The organism is Nonomuraea indica (genome assembly GCF_002850745.1).
GTDB classification, from domain to species: domain Bacteria; phylum Actinomycetota; class Actinomycetes; order Streptosporangiales; family Streptosporangiaceae; genus Nonomuraea; species Nonomuraea indica.
The window spans coordinates 396,978-423,269 of record NZ_KZ559468.1 but is presented as its reverse complement, the minus strand read 5'-3'; the positions used below and the strand labels follow the sequence as shown (position 1 = coordinate 423,269).

The 26,292-nt window shown below is 73.7% G+C and carries 21 protein-coding genes; 9 read left to right on the top strand and 12 right to left on the bottom strand.

Annotation, left to right across the window (positions count from 1 at the left end; genetic code table 11):
• The first annotated feature begins 144 nt into the window (after positions 1 to 144).
• Complete coding sequence (locus CXR44_RS09725) at positions 145 to 777, top strand: HAD family hydrolase (RefSeq protein WP_101784745.1); 633 nt, start codon at positions 145 to 147, stop codon at positions 775 to 777.
• A gap of 380 nt (positions 778 to 1,157) precedes the next feature.
• On the opposite strand, the gene CXR44_RS09720 is transcribed toward CXR44_RS09725, so the two are convergent.
• Positions 1,158 to 2,327 (bottom strand): LacI family DNA-binding transcriptional regulator, encoded by a 1,170-nt coding sequence (locus tag CXR44_RS09720; RefSeq protein WP_144069912.1) that lies wholly within the window; start codon positions 2,325 to 2,327, stop codon positions 1,158 to 1,160.
• Positions 2,328 to 2,431: 104 nt separating this feature from the next.
• Here CXR44_RS09720 and CXR44_RS09715 point away from each other — a divergent pair, with 104 nt between their 5' ends.
• From CXR44_RS09715 to CXR44_RS09700, 4 genes are read left to right on the top strand one after another with little or no spacing between them, the layout of a single operon-like run.
• Complete coding sequence (locus CXR44_RS09715) at positions 2,432 to 3,259, top strand: PfkB family carbohydrate kinase (protein WP_101784741.1); 828 nt, start codon at positions 2,432 to 2,434, stop codon at positions 3,257 to 3,259.
• The gene (locus CXR44_RS09710) at positions 3,256 to 4,572 is read left to right on the top strand and encodes an ABC transporter substrate-binding protein (RefSeq protein ID WP_101784739.1); all 1,317 of its coding nucleotides are present in this window, start codon (positions 3,256 to 3,258) and stop codon (positions 4,570 to 4,572) included. Before CXR44_RS09715 ends, CXR44_RS09710 begins: the two co-directional genes overlap by 4 nt.
• 4 nt (positions 4,573 to 4,576) lie before the next feature.
• Entirely contained in the window at positions 4,577 to 5,464 is an 888-nt protein-coding gene (locus CXR44_RS09705) for a carbohydrate ABC transporter permease (RefSeq protein WP_101784737.1), read from the top strand.
• Entirely contained in the window at positions 5,461 to 6,348 is an 888-nt protein-coding gene (locus CXR44_RS09700; RefSeq protein ID WP_219601721.1) for a carbohydrate ABC transporter permease, read from the top strand. Before CXR44_RS09705 ends, CXR44_RS09700 begins: the two co-directional genes overlap by 4 nt.
• A 128-nt stretch (positions 6,349 to 6,476) precedes the next feature.
• On the opposite strand, the gene CXR44_RS09695 is transcribed toward CXR44_RS09700, so the two are convergent.
• Complete coding sequence (locus CXR44_RS09695; RefSeq protein WP_101784735.1) at positions 6,477 to 7,217, bottom strand: helix-turn-helix domain-containing protein; 741 nt, start codon at positions 7,215 to 7,217, stop codon at positions 6,477 to 6,479.
• A gap of 78 nt (positions 7,218 to 7,295) precedes the next feature.
• Between CXR44_RS09695 and CXR44_RS09690 the strand changes: the two genes are divergently transcribed.
• Positions 7,296 to 8,456: an FAD-dependent oxidoreductase gene (locus CXR44_RS09690; protein ID WP_101784733.1), complete on the top strand. Its 1,161-nt coding sequence runs from the start codon at positions 7,296 to 7,298 to the stop codon at positions 8,454 to 8,456.
• A gap of 309 nt (positions 8,457 to 8,765) precedes the next feature.
• Here the strand turns inward: CXR44_RS09690 and CXR44_RS09685 are convergent, their stop codons facing one another.
• Positions 8,766 to 12,908, bottom strand: coding sequence for an AAA family ATPase (locus CXR44_RS09685; RefSeq protein ID WP_101784731.1), 4,143 nt, complete (start codon positions 12,906 to 12,908; stop codon positions 8,766 to 8,768).
• Positions 12,909 to 14,030, bottom strand: a complete 1,122-nt coding sequence (locus CXR44_RS09680) for an exonuclease SbcCD subunit D (protein WP_101784729.1) — start codon at positions 14,028 to 14,030, stop codon at positions 12,909 to 12,911.
• Positions 14,031 to 14,137: 107 nt separating this feature from the next.
• Here CXR44_RS09680 and CXR44_RS09675 point away from each other — a divergent pair, with 107 nt between their 5' ends.
• On the top strand, positions 14,138 to 15,628 hold the full coding sequence (locus CXR44_RS09675; protein WP_101784727.1) for an alpha/beta hydrolase family protein: 1,491 nt from the start codon (positions 14,138 to 14,140) through the stop codon (positions 15,626 to 15,628).
• Here CXR44_RS09675 and CXR44_RS09670 read toward each other — a convergent pair.
• On the bottom strand, positions 15,601 to 16,566 hold the full coding sequence (locus CXR44_RS09670) for an alpha/beta hydrolase (protein ID WP_101784724.1): 966 nt from the start codon (positions 16,564 to 16,566) through the stop codon (positions 15,601 to 15,603). The genes CXR44_RS09675 and CXR44_RS09670 overlap by 28 nt on opposite strands.
• A gap of 245 nt (positions 16,567 to 16,811) precedes the next feature.
• Here CXR44_RS09670 and CXR44_RS09665 point away from each other — a divergent pair, with 245 nt between their 5' ends.
• Complete coding sequence (locus CXR44_RS09665) at positions 16,812 to 18,320, top strand: LCP family protein (protein ID WP_101784722.1); 1,509 nt, start codon at positions 16,812 to 16,814, stop codon at positions 18,318 to 18,320.
• Here CXR44_RS09665 and CXR44_RS09660 read toward each other — a convergent pair.
• The 4 genes from CXR44_RS09660 to CXR44_RS09645 are packed head-to-tail and all read right to left on the bottom strand — an operon-like array spanning position 18,295 to position 21,617.
• A complete protein-coding gene (locus tag CXR44_RS09660) occupies positions 18,295 to 19,251 on the bottom strand; it encodes an asparaginase (protein WP_101784720.1) in 957 nt (318 codons plus the stop codon). The two genes, CXR44_RS09665 and CXR44_RS09660, sit on opposite strands and share 26 nt — an antisense overlap.
• Positions 19,244 to 20,071, bottom strand: coding sequence for an amino acid ABC transporter permease (locus tag CXR44_RS09655; protein WP_101784718.1), 828 nt, complete (start codon positions 20,069 to 20,071; stop codon positions 19,244 to 19,246). Before CXR44_RS09655 ends, CXR44_RS09660 begins: the two co-directional genes overlap by 8 nt.
• Positions 20,068 to 20,712, bottom strand: coding sequence for an amino acid ABC transporter permease (locus CXR44_RS09650; protein ID WP_101784716.1), 645 nt, complete (start codon positions 20,710 to 20,712; stop codon positions 20,068 to 20,070). Before CXR44_RS09650 ends, CXR44_RS09655 begins: the two co-directional genes overlap by 4 nt.
• On the bottom strand, positions 20,712 to 21,617 hold the full coding sequence (locus CXR44_RS09645; RefSeq protein WP_245899022.1) for a glutamate ABC transporter substrate-binding protein: 906 nt from the start codon (positions 21,615 to 21,617) through the stop codon (positions 20,712 to 20,714). Before CXR44_RS09645 ends, CXR44_RS09650 begins: the two co-directional genes overlap by 1 nt.
• Before the next feature lie 106 nt (positions 21,618 to 21,723).
• Here CXR44_RS09645 and CXR44_RS09640 point away from each other — a divergent pair, with 106 nt between their 5' ends.
• Entirely contained in the window at positions 21,724 to 22,869 is a 1,146-nt protein-coding gene (locus tag CXR44_RS09640) for an ROK family transcriptional regulator (RefSeq protein ID WP_245899021.1), read from the top strand.
• 34 nt (positions 22,870 to 22,903) lie between these two features.
• Here CXR44_RS09640 and CXR44_RS09635 read toward each other — a convergent pair whose 3' ends face one another.
• The 3 genes from CXR44_RS09635 to CXR44_RS09625 are packed head-to-tail and all read right to left on the bottom strand — an operon-like array spanning position 22,904 to position 26,263.
• Positions 22,904 to 23,830 (bottom strand): class I SAM-dependent methyltransferase, encoded by a 927-nt coding sequence (locus tag CXR44_RS09635; protein ID WP_219601720.1) that lies wholly within the window; start codon positions 23,828 to 23,830, stop codon positions 22,904 to 22,906.
• 34 nt (positions 23,831 to 23,864) lie between these two features.
• Positions 23,865 to 24,869 (bottom strand): enolase C-terminal domain-like protein, encoded by a 1,005-nt coding sequence (locus tag CXR44_RS09630; protein ID WP_180903283.1) that lies wholly within the window; start codon positions 24,867 to 24,869, stop codon positions 23,865 to 23,867.
• An 11-nt stretch (positions 24,870 to 24,880) separates the two neighbouring features.
• Positions 24,881 to 26,263 carry an MFS transporter gene (locus CXR44_RS09625; RefSeq protein WP_245899020.1) on the bottom strand — a complete coding sequence of 461 codons (1,383 nt, stop codon included), beginning with the start codon at positions 26,261 to 26,263 and terminating at the stop codon, positions 24,881 to 24,883.
• Between the last annotated feature and the right edge of the window lie 29 nt (positions 26,264 to 26,292).

Sequence of the window (26,292 nt, the reverse complement as noted above, 5' to 3'; positions counted from 1 at the left end):
GGCCCGCCCCCCCCGCCACTACGAGGCGATCCGCGGCCACGATCTGGACCAGCGGCACTACATGTTCAAGGTCGACTACTGATCGGGCGGCCGGGCGGCGCTCCTCCCGCCGCCCGGCCGTTCCCCTGAGTGGAAGGAGGCCGGTTGGCCACCGAACTCGTCATCCTCGACTGCGACGGGGTGCTGGTGGACAGCGAGCGCATCGCGGTCCGGGTGGGCACGGCCGCGCTGCGCCGGCTGGGCCGTCGGCTCGACGAGCGGGAGTTCGCCGCCCGGTTCGTGGGCTGCAGCGAGGAACACTGGCTGCGCGCCGTCGGCCCCGACGTCCCGCCTGGCTGGCACGAACAGCTGGCCGCCGAGCACGCGGCGGCCGTCGAGGCGGAGCTGACCCCCGTCGCCGGCATGCCGGAGGCGCTGGCCCGCATCACCCTGCCCACCTGTGTGGCGTCCAACGGCGGCCACGCCAAGATCGCCCGCAGCCTCCGGCTCACCGGCCTGGCGGAACGGTTCGCGGGCCGGGTGTTCAGCGCCGAGGACGTGGCGCGGGGCAAGCCGGCCCCCGACCTGTTCCTGCACGCCGCCGCGACGCTGGGGGTGCCGCCGGAGCGGTGCGTGGTGGTGGAGGACAGCCCGTTCGGGGTGGCGGCGGCGCGGGCGGCGGGGATGCGCTGCCTGGGCTTCACCGGCGGGCTCACGCCGGCCGCGCGGCTGTCGGGTGCGACGGCCCTCTTCGACGATCCGCGCGACCTGCCGGACCTCCTGACCGCTCTCCCCTGACCCACCCTCCCGGCCGCTGCCACCTCCCCCAGCGTCCCGACGCGCCGGCGGACCCACCCTCCCGGCCGCTCCCGCCTGCCCCGGCTCCCGGCCGCTCACGCTGACCCGACGTCCCGGCCGCTCTCCCTGACCCAACGTCCCGGCCGCTCACGCTGACCCAACGTCCCGGCCACTTCCACCCGACCCAGCTCCCGGCCGCTCACGCTGACCCGGCGTGAGCGGCCGCTCTCGCCGGACCCAACTCCCGGCCGCTCTCGCCTGCGCGACGCGCCGGGAAGGCCGACCGTGGCTCGGCCGGGCCAGGCCACGGTCAGGTGCCCCGCCTGCCGTACGCCCGCTGAGGCCGAGCGCCGCGGCACCCATGCACGCCGCGGGGCGCGTCACAGCAGCGACCGCGCCGACTCGCGCTCGATGAAGCGGGTCGGCAGGCGGCGGTGGGTGACGCGCCGCTCGCTGCCCTGCACCCGGTCGAGGAGCAGCCGTCCGGCCTCGGCCCCCAGCTCGTAGATCGGCTGGGCCACCACGCTCAGCGGCGGGGAGATCGCCTCCGCCCAGTCGGCGTCGTCGAACGACACCAGCGACACGTCCGCCGGGCAGCGCAGCCCGAGGCGGCGCAGCGCCAGCAGCACGCCCAGAGCGAGGAGGCTGTCGAGCGCGAGGATCGCAGTCGGCGGGTCGGGCAGGGCGAACAGCCGCGCGGTCGCCTCGGCCGCGTCCTCCCGGCGGAAGCCCTCGGCGCTGACCAGCTCGGGCCGGGGATCGACGCCCGCTTCGAGCAGCGCGTCGCGGTAGCCGGCGGTGCGGGCGCCGACCGTGGTGCCGGCGATCCGCTCGACGCCGCGCAGCCCGGGACGGGCCAGCTTGGCCGCCAGGTGCTCGTCGCCGCCCGTCAGCAGCGCGATGGAGCGGTGCCCCAGCTTGAGCAGGCGTTCGGTGGCGTCCCTGGCGGCGGCGCGGTTGTCGATGCCCACCGTGTCGGCGTCGAGTCCGGGCACGCGCCGGTCGAGCAGCACGACGGGGATTCCGGCGTCGATCACGGCCTGGAGCGCGTCGCGGTCGGCGGCGTCGGTCGGCGCGACGACCAGGCCGTCGACCCGTCGTTCGGCGAGCACGCCGAGGCCCTTGCGTTCGAGCGTGAGGTCCTCGTCGGTGTTGATCAGCAGCACCTCCCAGCCTCTCTCGTGCGCGACGTCGGCGATGCCGCGCAGGGCGCGGGAGAAGAACGGGTTCTCGATGTCGGGGACGAGCACGCCGAGGGTGTGCGTCAGTCCGGTGATCATGCTGCGGGCCAGGCTGTTGGCCCGGTAGCCGAGCCGTTCGGCCGCGGCCAGGACGGCCTCGCGACTCTTGGCGCTCACCGAGCCGTAGCCGCCCAGGGCCCGGCCGGCCGTGGCCGTGGACACCCCGGCCTCCCTGGCGACCACCTCGATCGACGGCATGCTCCGTCGTACGCCGCCGCTGCCGCTCATGCGCACCCCCGGTGCTGTGGACGTGTTGAGGACATCATCTCCCGTGCCCGTGCCGGCGTGCGGCCCGAAGGAGGTGATCAACGGGCCACCGTAGCGGATTCGGCGGCAGCTCTTGACATGGGTCCCCCGGATTGAGAACGTTCTCACCCAAGTGAGTGAGAACCTTCCCAGTCACAGGAGCCCGTGTGAAACCACGCCTGGTGGCCGTCGGGGACAACGTCGTCGACTGCTATCCCGACCTCGGCGTCATGTACCCCGGCGGGAACGCCCTCAACGTCGCCGTCCACGCCCGCCGGCTGGGCGCCGAATCCGGCTACCTCGGCGCTGTGGGCACCGACGCGGCGGGACGCGTGGTCAGCGGCGCACTCGCCGCCGAGGACGTGGACACGTCCCTGACGCGCACCGTCGAAGGGCCGAACGCCACCGCCACCGTCCGTCTCGTCAACGGCGAGCGCCGCTTCACCGGAGGCGACGAGGGCGTCTCCCGCTTCCGGCTGTCGCCCGCCGACCTGGCGCGGATCGCCGAGGCCGACCTCGTCCACACCGGCGAGTGCTCGGCCGTGGAGGACCAGCTCGGAGCGCTGTCGGCGAGCGCCAGGCGGCTGTCGTTCGACTTCTCCGAGCGCCCCTGGGGCTACGTCGCCGCACACGCGCACCACGCCGGCATCGCCATCGTCTCCGCACCCTCCGGCTCGCGCGAGCGGGCGGTCGCGCTGGCGCGGCGGGTGCAGGAGCTCGGCCCGTCCATCGTGGCGGTCACCCTCGGCTCGGCCGGGGCCGTCCTCGTCCACGGTGACGACGCCGCCTGGGCGCCCGCCGAGCCGGTCGGCGTGGTCGACACGCTCGGCGCCGGCGACGCGTTCATCGCCCGACTGCTCGTCGGCCTCGTCCGCGAGGAGGCCCTGCCGGACCTCGTCGCGGCGGCCACCGCCTACGCCTCTCGTGCCTGCACCTCCTACGGTGCGTTCGGGCACGAGGCACCCCTGCACAGCAGCACCAAGGAGACAGCATGACCAAGCCCCGCTGGACCGCGCTCTCCCTCGTCACCGTCCTGGTCGCCACCGCGGGTTGCGGCGGCGGGTCCGGTACGGCGCCCGCCGCCACGGCCGACCTGTCGGCGCCGAAGGAGAAGGCGGGCACGCTGACGATGGTCACCAAGTTCGCCGACCCCGAGTACGCCCCGTACTTCGAGAAGGTCGTCGCGGCCTACGAGGCGGCCAACCCGAAGGTGGACGTCAAGCTCGAGCAGGTCGGCGACCAGCCGTACAAGGACAAGATCCGCGTGCTGAGCGCCTCGCGCGACCTGCCCGACATCTACTTCTCGTGGGCCGGCGACTTCGCGAACAAGTTCGTGCGGGCGGGGCTGGCGGCCGATCTGACCGACGTCATCGGGCCGGGCACGCCATGGGGCTCGACGTTCGCCCCGGCGGCGCTCAAGGCGTTCGAGTACGGCGGCAAGAACTACGGCATGCCGATCAACCTCGACGGCAAGTACATGGTCTACAACAAGACGGTCCTGGACAAGGCGGGCGTCACGCCTCCCGTCTCGTTCGAGGAGCTGCTGTCGGCCTGCGACAAGCTGAAGGCCGCGGGCGTCCAGCCGATCGCGTTCGGCAACCAGTACGGCTGGGCGGCCATCCACTACATCACCCAGCTCAACGCCTACGGCGTGCCGGGCAGGACGCTGGAGACCGACTACAACCCGGCCACCGGCGCCTTCACCGATCCCGGCTACGTCACCGCGCTCAAGCAGTTCAAGGACCTGGTGACGCGCTGCGGCACCAAGGACGCCAACGGGCTGTCGCACGAGACGGCGCAGGCGCAGTTCCTGGCCGGCAAGGCCGGCATGCACTACGTCGAGACGGTCGAGTTCGACGTGTTCACCAAGGCGAAGCCGGCGATCGAGTGGAGCTTCTTCCGCCTGCCGGCACCGTCCGCGGCGGCGGGCGACAAGGCCGCGCTGACGGGCGCCCCGGACGGGTTCCTGGTCAACGCCCAGAGCAAGAACGCGGCCCTGGCGGTGGACTTCCTGAAGTTCATGACCACCAAGGAGAACGCGGCGGCGCTCACCAAGGACAACGGCTGGCTCAGCCCGGTGAAGGGCTCGGCCACCGCCGACAACTCCTACCCGCAGCTCACCGACGCCCTGGCCGACATCGACAAGGCCGCGAGCTTCGCGATCTGGCTGGACACGGTGACGCACGCGGAGGTCGCGAGCGCCTACCTGTCCGGCGTCGAGGGGATGCTGTCCGGCTCCCGTACACCCGAGCAGGTGATGGAGGGCGTGCGCGCGGCGGCCGCGAAGGCGAAGAAGGAGGTCGGCTGACACCATGGGCGCCCTGCTGACACGCTGGCGCACGTGGCTGTGGGTGCTGCCCGCCGTCGCCCTGCTGCTGGTGTTCGTCTACTACCCGATCGTGGACAACCTGCGGCTGAGCTTCTTCTCCTGGAACGCCTTCTCGCCCGAGCCGCGCTTCGTCGGCCTCGACAACTACGCCGAGGCGTTCGCCGACCCGGTGTTCTGGCGGGCGCTGCTCAACAACACCGCCTACGCCGTGGTCTCCCTGGTGTTCCAGGCCGGGCTGTCGCTCGTGCTGGCCGCGCTGCTGGAGGAACTGGTCGGCAAGCGGATGCGCGGGCTGCTGCGGACGCTGTACTTCATCCCGGCGGCCATGTCGATCACGGTGGCCGGGGTGCTGTTCTCCTTCCTCTACAACCCCCGCTACGGCCTGGTGAACGCGGCCCTCGACGCCGTCGGCCTCGGGCACCTGGGCAGGGCGTGGCTGGGCGAGGAGTCGTCGGCCATCTGGAGCGTCATCGCGATGAGCCAGTGGCAGTCGATCGGCTACACCGCCGTGCTGTTCGTGGTGGCCATCCAGCGCATCCCGCGCGAGTACTACGAGGCGGCCCGGGTGGACGGGAGCGGAGCGGTGCGCACCTTCTTCTCGATCACGGTGCCGATGGTCCGCGAGATGACCACGCTGATCGTCATCCTCACGATCTCTGGAGCGTTCCTGGTGTTCAACGAGGTCATGGTGATGACGGCCGGCGGTCCCGACAACTCCAGCCAGGTGCTGGGCACCTGGCTGTACCGCAAGGCCTTCTTCGAGGACGACATGGGTTACGCGGCCGGCGTGGCCACGGTGATCTTCGTCATCACGTTCGCCATCGCGGCCCTGCAACTGGCCGTCTCCCGTCGCCGGAGGTACGACACATGATCGCCCTGGGATCGTCGATGGAGCGGCCGGCCTCGCACAGGGGCGCCGCCCGCGCCTCGCTCGGCGTGCGGGCCGTGGCGGCGCGGCTGCTGGGGTGGAGCCTGCTCGGGGCGTTCGCCGTGGCCGTGCTGTATCCGGTGCTGTGGATGGTGCTCAGCGGGTTCAAGGACAACCAGGAGATCTTCAACCAGCCGTGGGCGCCGCCCGGCGAGCTGCGCTGGGAGAACTACGCCCGCGCCTGGGATCTCGGCGTCGTCCGCTACTTCACCAACAGCGTGATCGTCACCGGGGCGTCGATCCTGGCCACCACGCTGATCAGCGCGTGGGCGGCCTACGGGCTGTGCCGGCTGCGGCTGCCGTTCGGCAACGCGGTGGCGCTGCTGGTGCTGGGCGGGCTGCTCCTGTCGCCGACGGTGGCGTTGATCCCGTTGTTCCGGCTGCTGACGTCGATCGGGCTGTTCGACACCCACTGGGCGTTGATCGTGCTCTACACGGCCTTCCGCATCCCGTTCACGATCTTCCTGATCCGGGCGTACATGATCGAGCTGCCGCGGGCGGTGGACGAGGCGGCCACCATCGACGGGGCCACCCGGACGCAGGTCTTCTGGCGCGTGATCCTGCCGATGTGCCGGCCGATCCTGGTGTCGGCGGCCCTGCTGCAGGCGTTGTTCGCGTGGAACGAGTTCGCGTTCGCGCTGGTGTTCATCAGCGACGAGGCACTGAAGACGCTGCCGGTCGGGCTGGTGGCCATGCAGAGCCGGCTGCTGACCGACTGGCCCGTGGTGCTGGCGGGCCTGACCATGGCGGCCCTGCCGACGATCCTGCTGTTCCTGGTGGGCCAGCGGCAGTTCCTGCGCGGGCTCACGGAGGGGGTCGGCAAGTAGCGCGGACACCGGCCGCCTGTCGCGACCGACCCGCGCGCCCGCGACAGGCGACGCATGTCCGCGCGGCGGTCCGGGCGTCCCGGGCCGTCACACTCGCCCGCGGAGCCGGGCGGCGGTCCCCCGGGCCGTCACGCTCCGGCCGCGGCGCCCGGCGGTGGTCCGGCGAGCCCGTGGAGCAGGAGCGCGGTGAGGGTGTCGACCACCTCCTCGTCGGAGAAGCCCGGCCGGTGCTCGCCCGCCGTCAGGACGGCGTAGCCGAGGGTGGAGAGCATCGCTCCCATGGCCGCCGCCACCAGGCGCGGGTCGCCCGGGAGCGGGTGGCCCCGCTCCCGCAGGTCCTCCAGGTGGTCGCGGAGGATGCCCGTCTCGTCCTCCAGCCGCCGCCACAGGTCACCGGACCGGGGCGGGGCCGCCATGGACGACTGCATCAGCGCCACCATGACCGGCAGGTGATCGCGGAAGACGTGCCAGGCGACGGCGAGATGCTCACGCAACTGGGCGGGGTCGGTCAGGTCGTGCCCGGCGGCGTGGTCGGCAGCGTGGTTGGCGGCCCGCCCGACGGCCTGCCCGACGGCGTGGTCGGCGGCGTGGTCGGCGGCGTGGGCGGCGGCGTGGTCGGCGTCAGTAGCGGCGGCGTGGGCGGCTGTGGCGATCTCGATGTCGGCCTGGGCCTCCATGTCCGCCCGGAGCGCCTGGAGAAGCTCCTCCTTGCCGGCGAAGTGGTCGTAGAACGAGCCCGTGGCCCGCCCGGCGGCGGCGGTGATGTCGCCGATCTTCGTGTTGAGGTAGCCGCGTTCGGCGAACAGCCTCCTGGCCGCGTCCTTCAGCGCCGCCTCCGTCTCGGCCGCCCGCGCCTTGCGCACTCCCATGACTTGACCTCCCTCTCTCACGAACATCATACTGAACCGAAGTTCGCCGAATAGAGATTCAGTGAAAGGTGATTTGGTATGAGGGTCGTCATCGTGGGCGGCGGCGTCGCGGGCGCCGCCGCCGCCATCGCGCTGCGCCGGATCGGCGCCGAGGTCACGGTCCATGAGGCGTACGAGGACCCGGCGGGCCCGGTCGGCTCGTTCCTCAGCGTGGCCGTGAACGGGCTGCGGGCGCTGGAGCCGCTCGGCTGCCTGGAGGAGGTGCGCCGGGCCGGGTTCGCCGTGCCGAGACAGCGGATGTGGTCGAGTTCGGGCAGATTGCTGGGAGACGTGCCCCGTGGCCGGCTCGCCGGAGACCCGCTGCACAGCGTCACGCTCATGCGGGCCGACCTGGTACGGGTGCTGCGGGAGGAGGCCCTGCGGTCAGGGGCTCACATCGTCACCGGCACCCGCCTGACGGGCGCCGTTCCCGCGGCGGGGGCCGGGAGCGGCGTGCGCGCGCGGTTCGAGGACGGCGAGGAGGTCGCCGCCGACCTGCTGGTCGGCGCGGACGGCCTCTGGTCGGCCACCCGGCGGGCACTGGACGCCGCCGCGCCCGTCCCGCGCTACGCCGGGCTCTATCACGTGTCCGGCGTCGCCGAGGGCCTGGACCTGGAGCATGGGGCGTTCAACATGGTCTTCGCCCGGGGCGGCGCCTTCCTCTACGTCCCCGCGCCGGACGGCACGGTGTGGTGGTCGGCGCAGGTCGCCGACCCCACTCCCCCGGACCTCGCGGACGTGAGCCTGGACCGGCTGGCGGAGATCTACCGCCACGAACGGCTACCCCTCAGGATCATGGCGGCCTCCACCGGCGTCCACCGCCCCACGCTGGGACACACCCTGGACGCGGTGCCGGTCTGGAACGACGACCGGACCGTCCTGGTCGGCGACGCCGCCCACCCGGTCGGTGCAGGACAGGGCGCGTCCATGGCGCTGGAGGACGCCGTGGTGCTGGCCCGCGAGCTGGAACGCGCGGCCTCGGTGCCGGCAGGGCTGTCCGCCTACGCACGGGCGCGCCGCCCCCGCGTGGCCCGGATGGTGAAGGCGGCCGGGGACAACCGCGACGCCAAGACCGCCGGACCGCTGGCGCGCCGGATGCGCGACCTCGTCATGCCCGTCTTCTTCCGCCACTTCTTCGGCCGGGCGACGGCCTGGCTCTACACCCACGACCTGGACTGGCGTCCCCGGGTCGGCGCGTGACCGTTGACCCCGTCCGCACCTGAGGTCGCCCAATAGGGCCATGAGGACCGAGACGGCACGATACGGCCACGAAGACCGAGGCGGCGAGGTAGGGCCATGAAGACCGAGACGGCACGGTACGGCCACGAAGACCTTCGCGATCGGCTCATCCCCCCGGGATCGCCGCCCGGCGACGACCCCCGGGGCCCGTTGCGGGCCTGACAGGGCCTGCCCTCCACCCGAGCCGGGCACCTGCCTGCGAGTTCCGTCCGCCGCCGCGGCGGACCCGTGTCAGGTCGTCCACCGGGGCCGTGGACACGTGGCGGGGTCTCAGCCGGTGCCGAGGGTGGCGAGCGTGGAGCCGGTGCGGGTCTTGGTGACCTTGAGCTGGGCCGGGATGCGGGAGCGGAGCTCGGCGACGTGGCTGACGATGCCGACCGCGCGCCCGCCGTCGCGCAGCCCGTCGAGGATGTCGAGGACGCCGTCAAGGGTGTCCTCGTCGAGGGTGCCGAAGCCCTCGTCCACGAACAGCGTGCCGATCTCGGCGCCGCCCGCCTCGGCCGTCACCACGTCGGCCAGGCCGAGCGCCAGCGCGAGCGAGGTGATGAAGCTCTCCCCTCCGGACAGTGTCGCCGGATCGCGGTCGACGCCGGTCCACCCGTCGCTGATCCGTAGTCCCAGTCCGCCGCCCGAACGCCCCCGCGACCCGGCCGTCTTGCGCAGGTCGTGCTGGAGCAGGTAGCGGCCGGCCGACATGTGGTCGAGGCGCTCGTTGGCGGCGTCGACCACCTGCCGGAGCCGCTCGCCGAGCACGAACGACGACAGGCTCATGCTCCACTGGTTGTCGCTCGACGTGCCGCTGGCCAGGGCGGCGATGCTCTCGGCGAGGCGGTGCCGGTCGGCGGCGGGACGCCAGCGGTCGATGCAGGCGGCCAGCTCGTCGTGGAGCTCGCGCAGCCGCCGTTCCCGGGCCGACGCCCTGTCGCGCGCCGACGCCAGCGCGGTGCGGGCCCGATCGGCCTCGTCGCGCTGCTCCCGCATCGCCGCCAGGTCGGGCGCGGGCTCGGCCGCGGCGGCCACCAGCTCGGGGTCGCGCAGCATGCCGGTCACGGCGGCGTGCTCGGCGTCGAGCGCGCGCAGCAGCTCCGCCTTGCTCTCCTGCTCGGCGGGGGTCCTGGCGGCGTCGGCGGCCTCGGCCGCGTCGGCGAACCCGGCCTCCCGTGCCGCCTGCTCGGCCGCCTCCTCCGCGCGGACCCGCTCCTCCTCGGCCGCGACGGCCCGCCGGGTGGCCTCCAGCGCCTCGCGCAGCAGCTCCGCCTCGTCGCTCAGCCGCGACAGGCGGGCGGCCAGCGTGGCGTCGTCACCTCTCGCGCTGTCGAGCCGGGCGGTCAGCCGCCCGGCGTCGCCGCTCAGCTCCTCCTGGCGGGTGCGGCAGGCGGCCAGGCGCGCGGTGATCCGGCGGGCCCGCTCCTCCAGCACCGTCCGTTCGTGGGCGAGCCGTGCCGCCTCGGCCGCCAGCGCCGGCTCGGCCGCGGCGCAGGCCCGCAACCTGGCGACCTCGCGCTCGGCCGCCTCCAGCACGTCCGGCCCCGCCTCGGCCGGGATGGACGACGCCGAGGGGACATCCAGACCCGAGTCGGCCGCGATGGGCGACCCCGGTGCCAGCCCAGAATCCGCAGGGAAAGGCGACCCCGGTGAAACGGCCAGCCCGGAATCCGCAGGGAAAGGCGACGCCGGTGGGACGGCCGTCGGAAGGGTGGACTGGGAGTCCGGCCGGGAGTCGTGCCCGGCATGCGGGTCGGGAAGTGGGGAGTCCTCGCCGGACGGCGACCACGCGAGAGGGGAACCGGGGTCCGCGTGGGGGGCCGGAGACGGGGGGCCGCCCGCAGGGAGGGGCAGGTCGCTGTGGGCGAGCCGGGTGACCAGGCGGGTGCGTTCGCTCAGGAGACGGGTGCGGTGGGCCCGGTGCGCGGCGCGGGTCTCCCCCAGCTCGCGGGCGCGGTCGCGGAGGCGCTCGCGTTCGGCCTCGATGCGCTCGGCCTCGGCGGCGAGCGCGGGCTCGGTGGCGGCGACGGCCCGCAGGCGGGCGAGCTCCTGCCGGGCGCTCTCGACGGCGGCCTCGGCGGCCTGCGCGTCCAGCCCGTCGGTCGCCGCCATCGCGTCGTCGTGGCGGGACCGGAGGGCGGCCAGGGCGCGTTCGGCCGCCTCTCGTTCGGCGAGGGCCTTCTCGTGGGCGCTCTCTGCGGCGCGTTCGTCGCCGGGGGACGGAGCGCTGGGGGCGGGCGAGGCGGGGTGGGGATGGTCGTGGGAGCCGCACACGGCGCACGGCTCGCCGTCGGCGAGGTCGCGTGCCAGCTCGGCGGCCATGCCGTCGATGCGGGCCTGGCGGACGTCCAGCCAGCGTTCGCGCAGCGTCTGGGCGCGGTCCACGCAGGCCTGGTGGGTGGCGGCGGCGGCCTCCAGCTCGGCGGCGAGCGCGTCGCGGCGGCGTGCCGCGTCGCGCAGGGCGGCCGCCGCGTCGAGCTCCGCCGCCGTCGCCGGGAGCGCCGCCGCCTCCGCCCGGGTGGCCGCCAGCCGGTGCTGGACGTCGGCGAGCCGGGCGGGCAGCTCGGCCTCCGCGGCCGACAGCTCGGCCTCCCGCTCCGCCTGCCGGCCGAGCTCTCGCTCCAGCCGGGCCAGCTCGCGGTCCACGCCGATCAGCTCGGCGGCGGCCGTGCGGACGGCCTCGGCAGCGGGGATGCGGGCCGCGTCGAGGCGGGCCCGGGCGAGCTCGGCCTCGGCGTGCTCGATGAGGGCAGGAAGGGCGGCCAGGCGGGCGGTGGCCTCCTCCTCCTGGTCTGCCAGCCCGGCCAGCTCCTCCTCCGCCCGGCCCAGGTCCCTGCGGACCACCAGGAGGCGGGCCTCCTCGGTGAGCAGCTCGGACAGGCGGGCGATCTCGGCCTGGCGCTGTCGTTCCATGGCCGCGAGCCGCTCCGGCTCCGCGCTCCCGGCCCCGGCCCCGGGCGCCTCGCCCGCCGACGGCCGGGGCGGGGCGGGGGCCGTGAGGAGGGGACGGGCTCGGGCCACGGCGTCGGCCGCGAGGGTGCGGGCCTTGGCGGCCGTCTCGGCGCGCTGGCGGGCGGCCGAGACGAGCGGCAGGACGCGGTCGGCGCGGGCGGCCTCGTCGAGGACTGCCTGCAGGTCGGCGCGCTCGTCGGCGCGCTCGTCGAGGGTGCGGCGCCGCGTCAGTGCCTCGGCATGGCGGCGTTGGCGTTCGGCCAGCGCGGCCGACTGCTCGAAGCGGGTACCCGCCCGGCGCAGCGTGTCCTCCGCCTCCGCGTGCAGGCGCGTCGTACGGGTGACGGCGGCGCGGGCCGCGTCGAGCAGGGCGCCAGCCCATCGCAGGGGGTCGGTGTCGGGCGTGATCGGATCGGGGGCGATCGGGTCAGAGGTGGTCGCGTCGCGGGCGATCAAATCGCGGGTGATCAGGTCGCGGGTGACCGCGTCGCGGGCAATCGCATCGGAGGGGGTCGCGTCGCGGGCGATCAAATCGCGGGTGATCAGGTCGCGGGTGACCGCGTCGCGGGCAATCGCATCGGAGGTGGTCGCGTCGCGGGCGATCAAATCGCGGGTGATCAGGTCGCGGGTGACCGCGTCGCGGGCAATCGCATCGAAGGTGGTCGCGTCGCGGGCGATCGGGTCAGGGGTGATCGCAGGCGGGGCGGTCGTACCGGAGGGGACGGTCTCCGGGACGGCAGGGCCGGTGGGCGGGGCCTCGACAGGGCCGGTGGGTGGGGCGGGAGCGGTGAGTGTGGCCAGGAGGTCGGGGCCGGCCGCCTCCTCCACCCGCTGCACGGCGTAGTCGACCTGCTGCCGCAGCTCCGACTGCTCGCGCCACAACTGCTTGCGGTGCTCGGCCAGCCACGACTCCGTCTGGGTGAACACCTTGACGGTGAAGAGCCGCTCCAGCAGCCTGCGGCGGTCGTCGCCGTCGGCGCGCAGGAAGCGCGCGAAGTCGCCCTGGGGCAGCATGGCGACCTGGCAGAACTGGTCGGCGTTCATGCCGAGCAGCCCGCCGACGAGGTCGCCCGCCTCGTCGGACCTGGTGGTGAGCGCCCGCCAGCCGTCGCCGGAGCGCTCCTCGACGATGACCTTCGCCTTCTCCTCGGTGAAGCCGGTGCCGCGCAGCTTGGGCCGCTGCCAGGCCGGGGAGCGGCGGATGCGCAGGGTGCGGCCGCGGATCGACACCTCCAGCGTGGCGGCCGGGCCGGTGGTGGGCGGCGCGTGGTCGCAGCGCAGCGCGCGGGCGCTGTTGCGCTGGCCGGGGACCTGGCCGTAGAGGGCGAAGCAGAGCGCGTCGAGGACGGTCGTCTTGCCCGCGCCCGTGGGCCCGTGCACCAGGAACAGGCCGGCCTCGGCCAGCGCGTCGAAGTCGACGCTCTCGGTCCCGGGGAACGAGCCGAACGCCGTCAGGGTGAGCCGGTGAGGACGCATCTACGCCATCGCCTCCTTGGCCCGCGCTTCCTCGATCGCCCGTCTCAGCAGCTCCTCCTCCTCGGGCGCGGCGGCCTCGCCGCGCACCTCGCGGACGAAGTCGAGCGCCACGTCGGCCTCGGGCCGGCCGCTCAGCCGCACCTGCCGCGCGGCGGGGGCGGCGCCGGCCGGGGCGAACGACAGCGCCAGCGTGTGCGGGAAGCGGGCACGCAGCCGGTCCATGGCGGCCTTGGGGCGGACCGGGTCGGTGAGGACGACCTGCAGCCAGTGGTCTTCGTAGCGGGTGTGGGCGGGCGAGGCGAGCAGGTCGTCGAGGGTGCCGCGCAGCACGCCGACGGGCCGGGGCACGGGTGCCGGGACGAACTCGACCGACTCGACGACCGAGCCCCCGATCGTCACCAGCCAGGACCCTTTGACGTGGCCCGCCTCGGAGAAGGAGTAGGCCAGCGGCGAGCCGGAGTAGCGGACCGTCTCGGCCATCCGCTGCCGGCCGTGCAGGTGGCCGAGCGCGACGTAGCCGACGCCGTCGAAGGCCGACAGCGGCACGTGGGCCACGCCGCCGACGCTGATGTCGCGCTCGCTGTCGCTGGCCTGCCCGCCGGTGACGAACGCGTGGGCGAGGACGACGGAGGCGCGGTGGCGGGCCGCGTCGGCGCGGACGAGCGCCATGGCGTGGCCGAGGGCGGCGGTGTGGCTGCGCTCGGGCAGCTCCCAGGCGGCGCGCAGCAGCTCGGGCTCGAGGTAGGGGATGCCGTAGAAGGCGACGTCGTCGATGACGACGGGCTCCCACGCCCGCGACGGGTCGGTGCGCAGGTGGACCCCGGCCGCGTCGAACAGGTCGGCGCCGAAGCCGAGCCGCCGCGCCGAGTCGTGATTGCCACTGATGATCACCACGCGGGCGCCGGCGGCGGTCAGCCGGCGCAGCGCGTCGTTGCACAGGGCGACCGCGTCGACGGGCGGCAGCGCCCGGTCGTAGAGGTCGCCCGCCACCGCGACCACGTCGACGCGCTCGGACCGCACCGTCTCGACCAGGTGGTCGACGAACGCCGCCTGCGCCTCGATCAGGCTCTCGCGGTGGAACGAGCGGCCGAGGTGCCAGTCGGAGGTGTGCAGGATCCGCATGTCGCAGGAAGCTAACAGTTCTCACTGACAAATGCCGTACCGTCTGCAACACCTGTCTGGAGTAGCGTGGTTGATCGGCGGGCAAACCAACGCACATGGGGAGGCCAATGCGCACCGGTCGTGGCACCGTGAGCGTCGCCGCCGGCCTGGTGCTGGTGGTGCTGGCGTCCGTCGGCTACGTGCTGCCGCCGGCGTTCGACCCGCCGCCGCTGCGCGCCGACGCGGTCTTCCGGTCGATTCCCGCCCAGCCGCCGGCCGAGCTGCGCCCGGTGGTCGCGGCCGAGCCGATCGGCCTGCAGCACGTCTCGGTGGAGGCCCGGGGGCAGACCCTGGAGGGCACGGTCCGGGCGCCGCTGTCGCCGGGGCGGCGGCCGGCGATGGTGTTCGTGTCGGGGTCGGGCAACGGTTCGCGCGAGGAGTTCACGCCGCAGGCGGAGTTCCTGGCGCGGGCGGGGGTGGTGACGCTCGCCTACGACAAGCGGACGGTGGGCTACAACTTCCGCGACCGCGACTTCGGGCTGCTGGCGGACGACGTGCTGCGCATGGTCTCCTACCTGGCGACGCGGCCCGACGTGGACCCGGAGCGGATCGGCGTGTGGGGCGTCAGCGAGGGCGGCTGGGTGGTGCCGATCGCCGCGGCCAGGAGCGCGGCGGTGAAGTTCGTGGTGCTGGTCTCCTCACCGAACGTCTCGCCGCTCAGGCAGGTGGCATGGGCGCTGAACGAGCAGCTGCTGCGCCTGCGCGCGCCCATCGGGGTGCGCGACCTGCTGACGCGGGCCATGGGCGCGGTCGGGTTCGACTTCCTGCGTCACGACGCGACGCCGGCGCTGCGGCGGGTGTCGCAGCCGGTCCTGGCCCTGTACGGCACGACGGACCCCTCGATCCCGTTCGTCGAGTCGACCCGGGCGCTGACCGCGGCGCTGCGCGAGGCCGGCAACGACCGGTACACGATCCGCTTCCTGGCCGACGGCGACCACGCCATGCGGGTGAACGGGGGCCCGTTCACGGCCGGCTACCTGGAGACGCTCACCAACTGGATCAAGGGGCTGCCGGGCACGGGCGCGCCGAGCGTGCACCTGGCGGGCGCCACGCCGGTCCAGCGGTTCGAGGCGAGCGACGTGCCGGCGGCTCCCTGGTACGCGGGCGGCACGATGCTGGGGCTGACGATCTGCCTGGCCGCCGTCGGCTACGTCGCGGGCCCGGTCGCCGCGGTGCTGGTCCGGCTGCGCGGCGGCCGGCACACCGCGGAGATCGACCTGCGGCTGTGGCCGCCGATCAGGCGCCGGCTGGGCCGGATGGCGTGGACCGGGCTGGGGCTCCTGCTGTCGGTGGTGGCGTTCATCACGCTGCTCGTGCTGTTCTCGGTGAACCAGGCGGGCGCGTGGCCGGCCGTGCTGGCCGGCTGGCTGGTGGTGCGGGTGCTGGCGGTGCTCATGCTCGTCCAGGAGGTCACCGCGGTGGCGGCGGTGGTGGCGGCCCTGCGGGAGGGGCTCCGGCCGAGCCGGTGGCAGCACGTGGCGATCGCGGGAGGGCTCGGCGGCACCGGTTTACTGCTGGTCGCGGCGGCCTACTACGGGTTGTTCTCGTTCCCCTGGTGAGATCGCCGGCGGAGCTCGCGGTCGGGCTCCTGGCGAGGGTCGACGTAGGCGGCCATCCAGCGGTCGATCTCGGCGAAGACCTGCTTGCGGACCGGTTCGGCCGACAGCACCAGGTCGTGGATGCCGTCCGGCACCCGCACGCAGGTGACGTGCGGGCCGAGGGCGGTGGACCAGCGGGCGATGTGCCGGGGGTCGAGCACGATGTCGGCCGAGGCCACCTCGGGGACGAAGTCGCGGACCCGCAGGCCCCTGGCGGAGGCGAGCACGAGCACCGGCACGTCGACGGCGAGGCCGGCGTGCAGCCGCCGCTGCGCCCGGCGGATGGCGGCCAGCCACATGGCGTGCACGGAGAACCCGCCGAGCGGCTTGAGCTCCAGGTCGTAGTCCCATTCGCCGTGGTGGGTGCGGTGCAGGCTCTGGCCGTAGACGGTGCTGATGCCGAGCGGCAGCGGCCGGCGCGTGTAGGAGAGCGGGGTCTTCAGCAGGTCGGCGGCCAGCCGGAGCGGGGTCGGCACGTTGAGGTCGAAGAACGGGCTGTTGAGCACCAGGCCCTGGACGAGGCCGCGGCCGCGGACCCGGTCGGCCCACAGCGGGGCGATCAGGCCGCCGGTGGAGTGGGCGTTGACGGTGAGCTCGTCGTGGTCGCGCCGGATGATGCGGACGGCCTCGTCGATCTCGGGGAAGTAGTCGGTGACGCTGCGGATGAGGCCCCTGGTCTGGTGGGGCAGCAGTGACCTGCCGTACTTGCGCAGGTCGAGGGCGTAGAAGTCGATGCCGCGGGAGACGTAGTGCTCGGCGAGGTGGTCCTGGAAGAAGTAGTCGGTGAAGCCGTGCAGGTAGAGCACCGCCCTGCGGGAACCGGTCCGCCGGGACAGGAGTGTGGCGACGACCTCGCCCTCGAAGTCGGGGGGCAGGTGCAGGACGGTGGTCTCGTACATGCAAGACACGATAAAGGACCATCCGGCGGCGCATGGAGTACGGCACGTGGATGGCAAAGGTGCGGGCGCCGGGCCGCTCGGAGCGGTTCAATGTGACGTCGCGGTGGGCCCTATCGCGGGACGCCATGTGCTGTTCACTCACCCATACGACAGATTTCGCATGGGATGCGTAGGCTGCCGCCTCGATTCGGCCTACGGTGTGGTTCGCGGGGAACGGGGATGGCGTGACGCAGGCAAGGAAATCGGTGGGCGCCGGAGCGGTCCTCGGCTGGCTGGCGTTGTCGGCGCTGGCGCCCGGAGCGGCGCATCTGCGTGCGGGATGGCGCCGTACCGGTCTCGCCCTGCTGGGCGGCTACCTGGCCGCCCTCGTGGCGCTGCTCGCGGTGGCGTTGCTGACCCGCAACCTGATGGGCGCCCTCGTGCGGGACTCGTCGATGACGGCGATCATCGCCGGGTCGGCCGTCCTGGGGCTGGCCTGGTTCGCGCTGATGGTGCACTCGTTCGTGGTGCTGCGGCCGGGCGGCCTGTCGCAGGCCGGGCAGATCGTGACGGGCACCCTCGCGGGGCTGCTCGCGGTCGCGGTGGTGCTGCCGTTCGCGTGGGCGGCGCAGACGGTGTGGATCTCACGGCAGACGATCAACGACATCTTCGACCAGCCGGCCGTGGAGCGGGACGCGCGGGAGGGCGTCGTCGCCGACGACCCGTGGGCGAGCCGTGAGCGGGTGAACATCCTGCTGCTCGGCGGTGACGCCGACGACCACCGGACGGGCGTGCGCACCGACAGCATGAACGTGGCCAGCATCGATGTGAGGTCGGGCGCCACGGTGCTGTTCAGCCTGCCGCGCAACCTGGAGGACGTGCGCTTCCGGCCGGGCACGCCGATGGCCGAGCGTTTCCCGAACGGGTTCCGGCTGCCGCCCGACCCCGGCGGCGGGCGCAGCGACCTGCTCAACAGCGTCTGGGAGTACGCCGACGCGCATCCGGAGATCTTCGGCGGCCGCGAACGCCAGGGCGCCAGGGTCCTGATGGACACGATCGGCTACACCCTCGGCCTCAAGATCGACTGGTACGCCCTGGTGAACATGTGGGGCTTCGCCCGGCTGATCGACGCGATCGGCGGGGTGCGGCTGCACGTGGAGCAGGACGTGGTGTTCGGCCGCTACAACGAGGGGCTGGTCAAGGCGGGGACGCGCAGGCTGAAGGGCGCCGACGCGATGTGGTACGCCCGCTCGCGCACGTTCAGCGATGACTTCACCCGGATGCGCCGCCAGCGCTGCGTCATCGGCGCGCTGCTGGAGCAGGCGGACCCGGCGACGGTTTTGACCCGGTTCCATCAGGTGGCGCTGGCCACCAAGGAGCTGATCAGGACCGACATCCCGCGCGACATGCTGGAGCACCTGGTGCCGCTCGCGCTGAAGGTCAAGAACGCCGAGGTGACGAGTGTGCAGTTCGTGCCGCCGCTGATCAACACCGGCTACCCCGACTGGGAGCGGATCCGGGAGATCACCAAGGAGGCGATCCGCGACTCCAGGACGCCGCGGGCGCGGGCGGCGACCGCCGCGCCGTCGCCCGCGGGAAGCGTCGCGCTGGGCGCCACGGCGAGTGCCACGGCCACGGGCGCCACCGCTCTGCCCTCCGCCGCCACGCCCGCCGCGACGGCTGCGGCGACGCCGCGGGCGGCCCCCTCCGGCGCGAGGTCGCCGAAGCCGAAGGGCGCCGCCCAGGGGCTCAGCGAGGGCTGCGGAGGGGTGTGACGATCCGGCCGACCGGAACGCCGCCGCCCAGCACCTCCACCGTCTCGAACGCCTCGGCCCCCGACACGTCGCAGCCCATCCGGCCGAGCACGGCCAGCGCGATGACGGTGGTCGCGCGGGGGCTGCCGTCGATCACCTTGACGGCGGCCGCGTGCCCCGACGCCAGCGCCACGACGAGCACGCCCTCGGCGCCGCCCTTGACGACGGCGCCGGGCAGGGCCCGCATGAGGTCGGTGTTCTGGTGGCCGGTGCCGCCGACGTACTCGGGGTGCGCGCGCATGGCGTCGGCGACCTGGCGCGGCCCGCTGCCGTCCGGGGCGAGGACGAGCGCCTGGACGGCCCGCGCGAGGCCGGTGAGCGAGAGCCCGAACAGGGGCGTGCCGCAGCCGTCCACGGCCACGTGCGCCGCCTTCTCCCCGGAGAGCTCCTCGGTGACGGCCCGGACCCGCTGCTGCAGCGGATGCTCGGGCGACAGGTAGGACGGCACGTCCCAACCGTTGGCGACGCAGGCCGCCAGCATGGCCGCGTGCTTGCCGGAGCAGTTCATCCGCTCGCGTGAGGGGCCGTGCCCCTGCCGGATCAGCGCGTGCGCGGCCGGCTGGTCCTCCGGCCAGGACGGCGGGCACCCCAGCGCGTCGAAGCCGAGCCCGTAGTCGGCCAGCAGCTCGGCCACGAGCCGGACGTGGAAGTCCTCGCCGGTGTGGCTGCCGGCGGCGATCGCCAGGCGCGGGCCGGGCAGGGCGGCGCCGGCGACGAGGCAGGCGAGCGCCTGCAGCGGCTTGCCCGACGAGCGGGGCAGCACGGGCGCGTCCACCGGGCCCAGCGCGACCTCGGCGCGGCCCGACGGGTCGAGGCCGACCGCGCCGCCGTAGTGGACGCTCTCGGTGAACCCCGAGCGCACGACCTCGGCGAGTACGGCGTGCTCAGGCACGGGCGGAGCTCCTTCCGGACAGGGTCCGGCCGGCGCGCTGGCGGGCTTCCAGCGTGCGGGCCAGTTTGGACAGCGACATGTTGACGACGAGGTAGACGGCGGCGACGACGATGTAGGTCTGGATGAGCAGGCCGTTGTAGTTGGCCAGCACCTTGGAGCTGAACAGCAGCTCGCCGTAGCTGACGACGTAGCCGAGGGAGGTGTCCTTGAGCAGGCCCACCGACTGGCTGACGATCGACGGCAGCACCCGGCGGGCGGCCTGGGGAAGCACGATGAGGCGCATGGTGCGCCAGCGGGTCAGCCCGATGGCCAGGCCGGCCTCGGTCTGGCCGCGTTCGACGGACAGGATGCCGGCGCGGAAGATCTCGGCGAAGGCGGCCGCGTTGGACAGGGTGAGCGGCACGGCCAGCTTCCAGAACAGCGGCAGGTCCAGCCCGTAGCGCGGCAGCGCGAACAGCACCACGTACACCAGCAGCAGGGCCGGGATGACGCGGACCACCTCGACGTAGCAGGCGGCGGGCCCGCGCACCCAGCGCCGGTGCGACAACCGGCCGAGCGCGAGCACGAGGCCGAACGCCATGGACAACGCGGCCGACACGACGGCGGCCAGGGCGGTGGAGCCGAGGCCGGTCAGCAGGTAGCGCCACATGGGCCAGGTGGCGTACGGCTGCCACCGGTCGGCGTCGAGCTGGCCGTTCGCCGCGAACTGCCGCACGGCGAGGACGGCGAGGGCGACCACGGCGAGCGTGCCGAGCACGGTGGCGACGCGGATGCGGCGCCGCGCCTTCGGCCCCGGCTCGTCGAACAGGACGGTGCTCATCGCAGGATCACCAGCCGCCTTTCCAGCCGTCCGGTCACGAGGCCGACGAGGGCGGCGAGCAGCGCGTAGGCGATGCCGGCGCCGACGAAGATGGGGATGGGCTGCGCCTCGACGAGGTTGACGTTCTTGGCCGCGGTGGTCAGCTCGACGATGCTGACGGCGCCCGCGAGCGCGGTGTTCATGATGAGCGCGATGGCGATGTTGCCGAGGGGCTGCACCACCGTGCGCAGCGCCTGCGGCAGGATGACGTGCCGCAGTGACTGGGTGAACGTCAGGCCGATGGCGCGGGCCGCCTCGCCCTGCCCCTTGGAGACCGAGTTGACGCCCGAGCGCAGCGCCTCGCCCACGTAGGCAGCCTCGTACACGGAGATGACGACGATGGCCGTGGTGAGCGGCTCGGCCTTGACGCCGATCTCGGGCAGGCCGAAGAAGGCCAGCACGAGCAGCACCAGCAGGGGCAGGTTCTGGAACGTCTCGACGTAGGCGGTGCCGATGGCGCGCAGCACCCGTACGGGGCTGACCCGCAGGGCGGTGACGACGACGCCCAGCACCGCCGCGCCGAGGAATGACGCGGCGGTGAGCTGGAGCGTCACGACCAGGCCCTGCCACAGCTCGGGCAGGTGATCGAGGAGGACGGACATCAGGACCCCGGCACGGAGCCGATCTTCGGCGGCTGGGGTGCGTCGCCCTGGACGACCGTGCCGATGGAGTCCTTCCAGATCTGCTGCCAGGTGCCGTCCGCCTGGATCTTGCCGAGCCAGTCGTTGACGAACTTCTTCATCTGCTCGTCCCCGTGCTTGAGCCCGATCCCGTACGGGTCGACGGTGAACGGCTTGGTGACGATCTGGATCGCCGGGTCCTTCTGGGCGGCGGCGATCAGCAGGGTCTCGTCCTGGACGTAGGCGACGCCGCGGTCCTGCTTGAGCGCCTGGAGGCACTCGGGGTCGCTGCCGAAGGTGACGATCTCAGCCTGGGGTGCCAGCTTCTTGATCGCGGGGATGGCCGGGGTGTTGGCTCCCGCGATCACCTTCTTGCCGTTCAGGTCCTCCGGCTTGGCGATGCCGGAGGTGCCCTGCTTGACGGCGATCGTCAGGCCCGAGGTGTAGTACGGGCCGGCGAACGCGACCTGCTTGGCCCGCTCCTCGGTGATCGTGTACGTCTGGAAGACGACGTCCACGGTCCCGTTGGCCAGCAGGGCCTCGCGGGTCTCGGACGCCGAGTTGACGATCTTCACCTTGGGTTCGCCGATGATGTACTTGGCCAACGCCTTGCCCATGGTCGCGTCGAAGCCCTCGACCTCGCCGGTGGCGGGGTTCTGCTGCGAGAGCAGGGGCGCGTCGAGGGAGCCGCCGACGAGGAGCTCGCCCCGGCTCTTGATCTTCTCCATGGTGGAGCCGGGCAGGATGTCGGAGGCCGCGGCGACAGGCGCCTTGCCGATGACGTCCTTACCGGTCTTCGACGGGCCGGGGACGGCGGCGTTGTCGGCCTCCCCGCAGGCGGCCAGCCCTAAGAGGGCGACGGCGACGACCGCGATCATCTTCTTCATGCACATCCACTTCCTTCGATGTCGAAGACAAAGCGGACCGTAATGGTAGATTTCGCAGTAAGTCAATACGTTGTTGGCCGAAGTCGATTGATGGTATTCATCTCACATGAAGCAGCGACTACCCGTGCAGGGTGCGCAGGGGGACCTGTTACGGCTCGTCGCCACCGGTAGGGCGGAGTCGCGCGCCGACCTGGCCCGCCTGTCGGGGCTGGCCGCGTCCAGCGTGTCCCTGCGGGTGGAGGAGCTGATCGAGGCCGGGCTGCTGGCCGAGGAGGGCTCCGGTCCGTCCCGCGGCGGGCGCCGGCCCCGCCGGTTGTCGCTGGCGCCGGCGGCCGGGGTGCTGGCCGTGGCCGACCTCGGCGCCCACCACGTGCGCCTCGGGCTGCTCGACCTCAGCGGCGCGCCCCTGGTGGTGGAGGAACGGCCGTGCGAGATCGCCGACGGGCCGGAGGCCACGCTCGACCTGATGGCGGAGGCGTTCGACCGGCTGCTGGAGGAGCACGTGCCGCCCACCGTGCCGCTGCGCGGGGTCGGCACCGGCATCCCCGGCCCGGTGGACCCGGCGACGCAGCGGGTCGTCACGCCGTCGCGCATGCCGGGCTGGAACGAGTTCCCGGTGGCCGAGCACCTGCGCGCCCGCTACGACCTGCCGATCCTCGTGGAGAACGACGCCAACCTCATGGCCGCCGGCGAGGCCCGCTCGTGGCCCGGCCAGGAGAACCTCATGGTGCTCAAGGTCGGCACCGGCATCGGCTGTGGCGTGATCGTCAACGGTCGCCTGCACCGGGGGCGGGGCGCCGCGGGTGACATCAGCCACGTGCGCGTCCTGTCCGACTCGTCCGTCATCTGCGCCTGCGGCCACCACGACTGCCTGGAGGCCTACGCCAGCGGCGCGGCGCTGGCCACGGCCCTGACCGACGCGGGCGTCACCGTCTCCCACACCTCCGACATCGTCGGCCTGGTCAACGACGCCGTACCCGAGGCCACCAGCATGGTGCGCACCGCCGGGCGGCGCATCGGCGAGGTGCTCACGGTGCTGGTCAACTTCTTCAACCCGGACGTGGTGGCGGTCGGCGGCAGCCTGTCGGCCGCCGAGCCGCTCATCACCTCGATCCGGGCGGCGGTGTACGAACGGTGCCTGCCGCTGGCCACCCGCGACCTGGAGATCGCCCCGGCCCGCGCGGGGCGCGACGCCGCCCTGCTCGGCGCCGGCTCCCTGCTCCTGGACGCCGCCCTGTCCCCGTCAGCCTGACGGCCCGCCGGACGCCGTCAGCGTGACAACGCCGTCAGCCTGACGGTCTGTGGAACGTCGCCCGCCAGCGGCGCCGCTCAGGCTCGCGCAGGTCCTCGATCCGGTCGGCGACCAGCCCGTGCCCGGCGAACGCGCCGATCTCGGCGGGCGTCAGCGGCCACGGCGGGGCGAACACGGGCCCGTCCTCGTCACGCGCCGACGCGATCACGACCAGCGTGCCGCCGGGCCGCACGAACCCGGCGACCCGCTCGACGGCCGGCCCGTGCAGGTGCTCGGGCAGCGACTGCACGGTCATGACCTCCACGACCAGGTCGAACGCCTCCCGCCACCCGGCCGGCGGGTCGAGCAGGTCGGCCGCCCGGCAGGCGACCCGCGTGCCGGGGAAGCGCCGCCCGGCCAGCCGCACCGCCGACGGGCTGACGTCGAAGGCGGTGGTGTCGTAGCCGAGCCGGGCGACGTACTCGGCGTCGTCCCCCAGCCCCGCTCCCACCACCAGCGCCCGGCCGCCCTTCCCGGCTCGTTCGAGCGCCCACTCGACGAGCAGCGGATGCGGCGCGCCGGCGTCCCACGGGACGACCGCGTCACCCGTCGCCGACTCGGCGTACAGCCGCTCGAACCAGCCGGTCGCGTCACCGCCCCGCAGATGCTCCGCCGCCAGCCGCCGCGCGTCCGCGTCGGGGTCGCTGCCCGCCATGCCGCCTCCCAGGTCGAACGGGTACGGCAGGCCGCGCTCGATCCGGCCGGCCAGCTCCACGACGTTCACGGTGTCGCCGAGGGGGCCGGTCAGCAGGCGGTGCCGCACGGGGTGGGTGTGGACGTACCCGCGCGCCCGCAGTTCCACGTCGAGCAGGGTCACAAGGGCGCAGACGCCGGGCGTCGGATGGGGGCAGAGCACGCCGGCATGCCACCAGTCGAGCTCTCCCGCCCGCCCGTCCCTGGCCAGCTCGGGGGTCTCGGCCACTCGATCACGCTAGGGCCGCAAGATCACACCGGTGTCACGCCCGGAAGTGGTCCTTCGACATGCGGCGCACCCGGGCCTCGTCGATCGTGTGACCGAGGCCCGGCTGGGTCAGGGGCACGGCGATGACGCCCGCGGCGGCGCCCACGATGGGGGTGACGATCTGGTTCTGGCGCGGCGGCTGGGTGACGTCGCACGCCAGCGTGCAGCCCGGCAGGCTGGCCACGGCGACCGTGGCCGCGCGGGCCAGGCCGGCGCCCTGGCCGCCCGCGCACTGGATGTCCCAGCCGGCCGCCGCGGCGCGGTCGTGGGCGCGGCGGGCCTCGGTGAGCGACGGGAAGGCGGTGGGGCGCAGCAGCAGCACGCGGGCCGCCCGCAACGTCAGGTAGTCGTCCAGCTCGGCCGTGGAGCGGACCTCGACCGCGACGGCGGCGGCGACCTGGTCCTGCAGGGAGGCGTGGGCGTGGACGTCGGAGGCGGGGAAGGGCCGTTCGATGACCTCGATGCCGTAGGAGTCGAGGGCCACGAGCTGCCCGCCGTCGGTGTAGGCGCCGCCGCCGTCGACGGCGAGGGTGAGCGCCGGGTACGCGGCCCGGACCGCCCGGACCGGCTCGACGTCCCAGCCGGGGCGGACGTCGAGGGTGACGTGGCCGTAGCCGGCGCACACCTGCTGGTTGACCCTGGTGACCAGGTGCTCGACCGACTTGTCGGGCTCCAGCCGGACGGTGGCCATCAGCGAGGTGCGGGTGCCGCCGACCGCGTGGGCGAGGGGGACGCCGCGCATCCTCGTCCACAGGTCCCAGCAGGCCATGTCGACCGCCGAGTCGGTGCCGGGGACGGCGTCGGGGTGCTCCCAGTCGACGCCGACGAGCAGGGCGCCCAGCGTCTCCTCCAGCCGGGCCCAGGTCTTGGGCTCGGGGGCGAGGGCCTCGCCCCATCCCGTCATGCCGGCGTAGTCGGTGAGCTTGACGAGCAGGCTCTCCGAGCGCCTGCCGAATGGCAGGACCACCCGGAAAGCCTCCAGCTCACGCACGCGCGGCATCCATCCCCCTTTTATGACGCGGTTCCCTCCATAGTGCCCGCCTTCGCGGACCGCGCAAAACGGGGGGCCACCGCCACCGCCAGCAGGGCGAGCACGAAGGTGCAGGCCAGACCGGCCAGGTACGAGCCGCCGGCGGCGGTGAAGACGGCCCCGGACAGGGCCACGGCGACCACGGTGAACACGGACTCGCCGACGCCCACGGCGGCGGTGTTCTGGCCCTCCTCCCCGGCCTTGGACATCTCCAGCACCAGCACCGACACCGTCGGGTGCAGGGCGCCGATGCCGAGCCCGGCGATGGCCAGGGCGACGTGGGCGACGACGAGCGGCACCGCGTCGACGAGGACGAGCGAGACCAGCGCGATGCCGGTCGCGATCATGATGGCGCCGCCCCGGACGGCCGTGATGTGGCTGATCACGCCGCGGCCCTTGATCCAGGAGCCGGCGGACCAGCCGAGCGCGCCGACGGTCAGCACGACGCCCGCGCCGACCGTGGTCAGGCCGCGTTCCTTCATCAGCATGAGCGGGACGAGCACCTCGGCGGCCATGAGCGAGCCGTAGGCGAGGCCGCGCAGCAGGGGGGCGCTCGGCAGGCCGCGGGCGGCCCGCAGCGACCCGGCGGGCAGCAGCTTCGGCAGCGCCACGGCGAGCAGCACGACGCCGACGGCGAGCAGCGGCAGGCCGGCGAGGTCGAGCGCGCTGCCGTACTGGATGAGAGCGGCGGCGACGGCGGTCAGCCCCGCCCAGACGAGCTTGCGGCCGAGGCCGGGGGCGGGCTCGGCGATGCCGCCGCGCAGCGCGTGCCCGGCGATGCCGCGCCACAGCAGCAACGCGGCCGGGACGACGATGAGGGACACGCCGAGGAAGACCCACCGCCAGTCGGCGTTCTGCACGACGAAGCCGGTGATGGCGGGCCCCACCATGGACGGCACCACCCACGCGGCCGAGAACAGGGCGAACACCTTGGGGTGCGCCGCCGCCGGGTAGACCCTGGCGACCAGCACGTACAGCGAGACCTGGATCAGGCCCGCGCCGAGCCCCTGGACGAACCGGCCGGCGACGAACACCTCCATGCCCTGCGCGAACCCCGCCACCAGCAGTCCGGCCACGAAGGTCGCCACTCCGGCGGTGAGCGGCGCCACGGGGCCCTTCACGTCGCCCCAGCGGCCGCCGAGCACCGTGGCGATGACGCTGGCCGCGAGTGTCGCGCTGAAGGCCAGGTAGTACAGGTGCATGCCGTCGAGGTCGCGGGCGACGACGGGCATCGCCGTCGCCACCGCCATGGCCTCGAACGCCACCAGCATGATCAACGCGACCAGCCCGACGCTGATCGCCCGGTATCCGGGGGAGCCCACGCCCGGGGCGGGGGCCGCAACGGCTTCAACAGTGGATGTCATACGGGCGACGCTAGGGCCGCACGCCCTCG

Bases quoted from the DNA above. Each gene is read 5' to 3' on its own strand.
- CXR44_RS09710 (WP_101784739.1), top strand. From the start codon at position 3,256: ATGACCAAGCCCCGCTGGACCGCGCTCTCCCTCGTCACCGTCCTGGTC.
- CXR44_RS09705 (WP_101784737.1), top strand. From the start codon at position 4,577: ATGGGCGCCCTGCTGACACGCTGGCGCACGTGGCTGTGGGTGCTGCCC.
- CXR44_RS09700 (WP_219601721.1), top strand. From the start codon at position 5,461: ATGATCGCCCTGGGATCGTCGATGGAGCGGCCGGCCTCGCACAGGGGC.
- CXR44_RS09695 (WP_101784735.1), bottom strand. From the start codon at position 7,217: ATGGGAGTGCGCAAGGCGCGGGCGGCCGAGACGGAGGCGGCGCTGAAG.
- CXR44_RS09690 (WP_101784733.1), top strand. From the start codon at position 7,296: ATGAGGGTCGTCATCGTGGGCGGCGGCGTCGCGGGCGCCGCCGCCGCC.
- CXR44_RS09685 (WP_101784731.1), bottom strand. From the start codon at position 12,908: ATGCGTCCTCACCGGCTCACCCTGACGGCGTTCGGCTCGTTCCCCGGG.
- CXR44_RS09680 (WP_101784729.1), bottom strand. From the start codon at position 14,030: ATGCGGATCCTGCACACCTCCGACTGGCACCTCGGCCGCTCGTTCCAC.
- CXR44_RS09675 (WP_101784727.1), top strand. From the start codon at position 14,138: ATGCGCACCGGTCGTGGCACCGTGAGCGTCGCCGCCGGCCTGGTGCTG.
- CXR44_RS09670 (WP_101784724.1), bottom strand. From the start codon at position 16,566: ATGTACGAGACCACCGTCCTGCACCTGCCCCCCGACTTCGAGGGCGAG.
- CXR44_RS09655 (WP_101784718.1), bottom strand. From the start codon at position 20,071: ATGAGCACCGTCCTGTTCGACGAGCCGGGGCCGAAGGCGCGGCGCCGC.
- CXR44_RS09650 (WP_101784716.1), bottom strand. From the start codon at position 20,712: ATGTCCGTCCTCCTCGATCACCTGCCCGAGCTGTGGCAGGGCCTGGTC.
- CXR44_RS09645 (WP_245899022.1), bottom strand. From the start codon at position 21,617: ATGAAGAAGATGATCGCGGTCGTCGCCGTCGCCCTCTTAGGGCTGGCC.
- CXR44_RS09640 (WP_245899021.1), top strand. From the start codon at position 21,724: ATGAAGCAGCGACTACCCGTGCAGGGTGCGCAGGGGGACCTGTTACGG.
- CXR44_RS09630 (WP_180903283.1), bottom strand. From the start codon at position 24,869: ATGCCGCGCGTGCGTGAGCTGGAGGCTTTCCGGGTGGTCCTGCCATTC.
- CXR44_RS09625 (WP_245899020.1), bottom strand. From the start codon at position 26,263: ATGACATCCACTGTTGAAGCCGTTGCGGCCCCCGCCCCGGGCGTGGGC.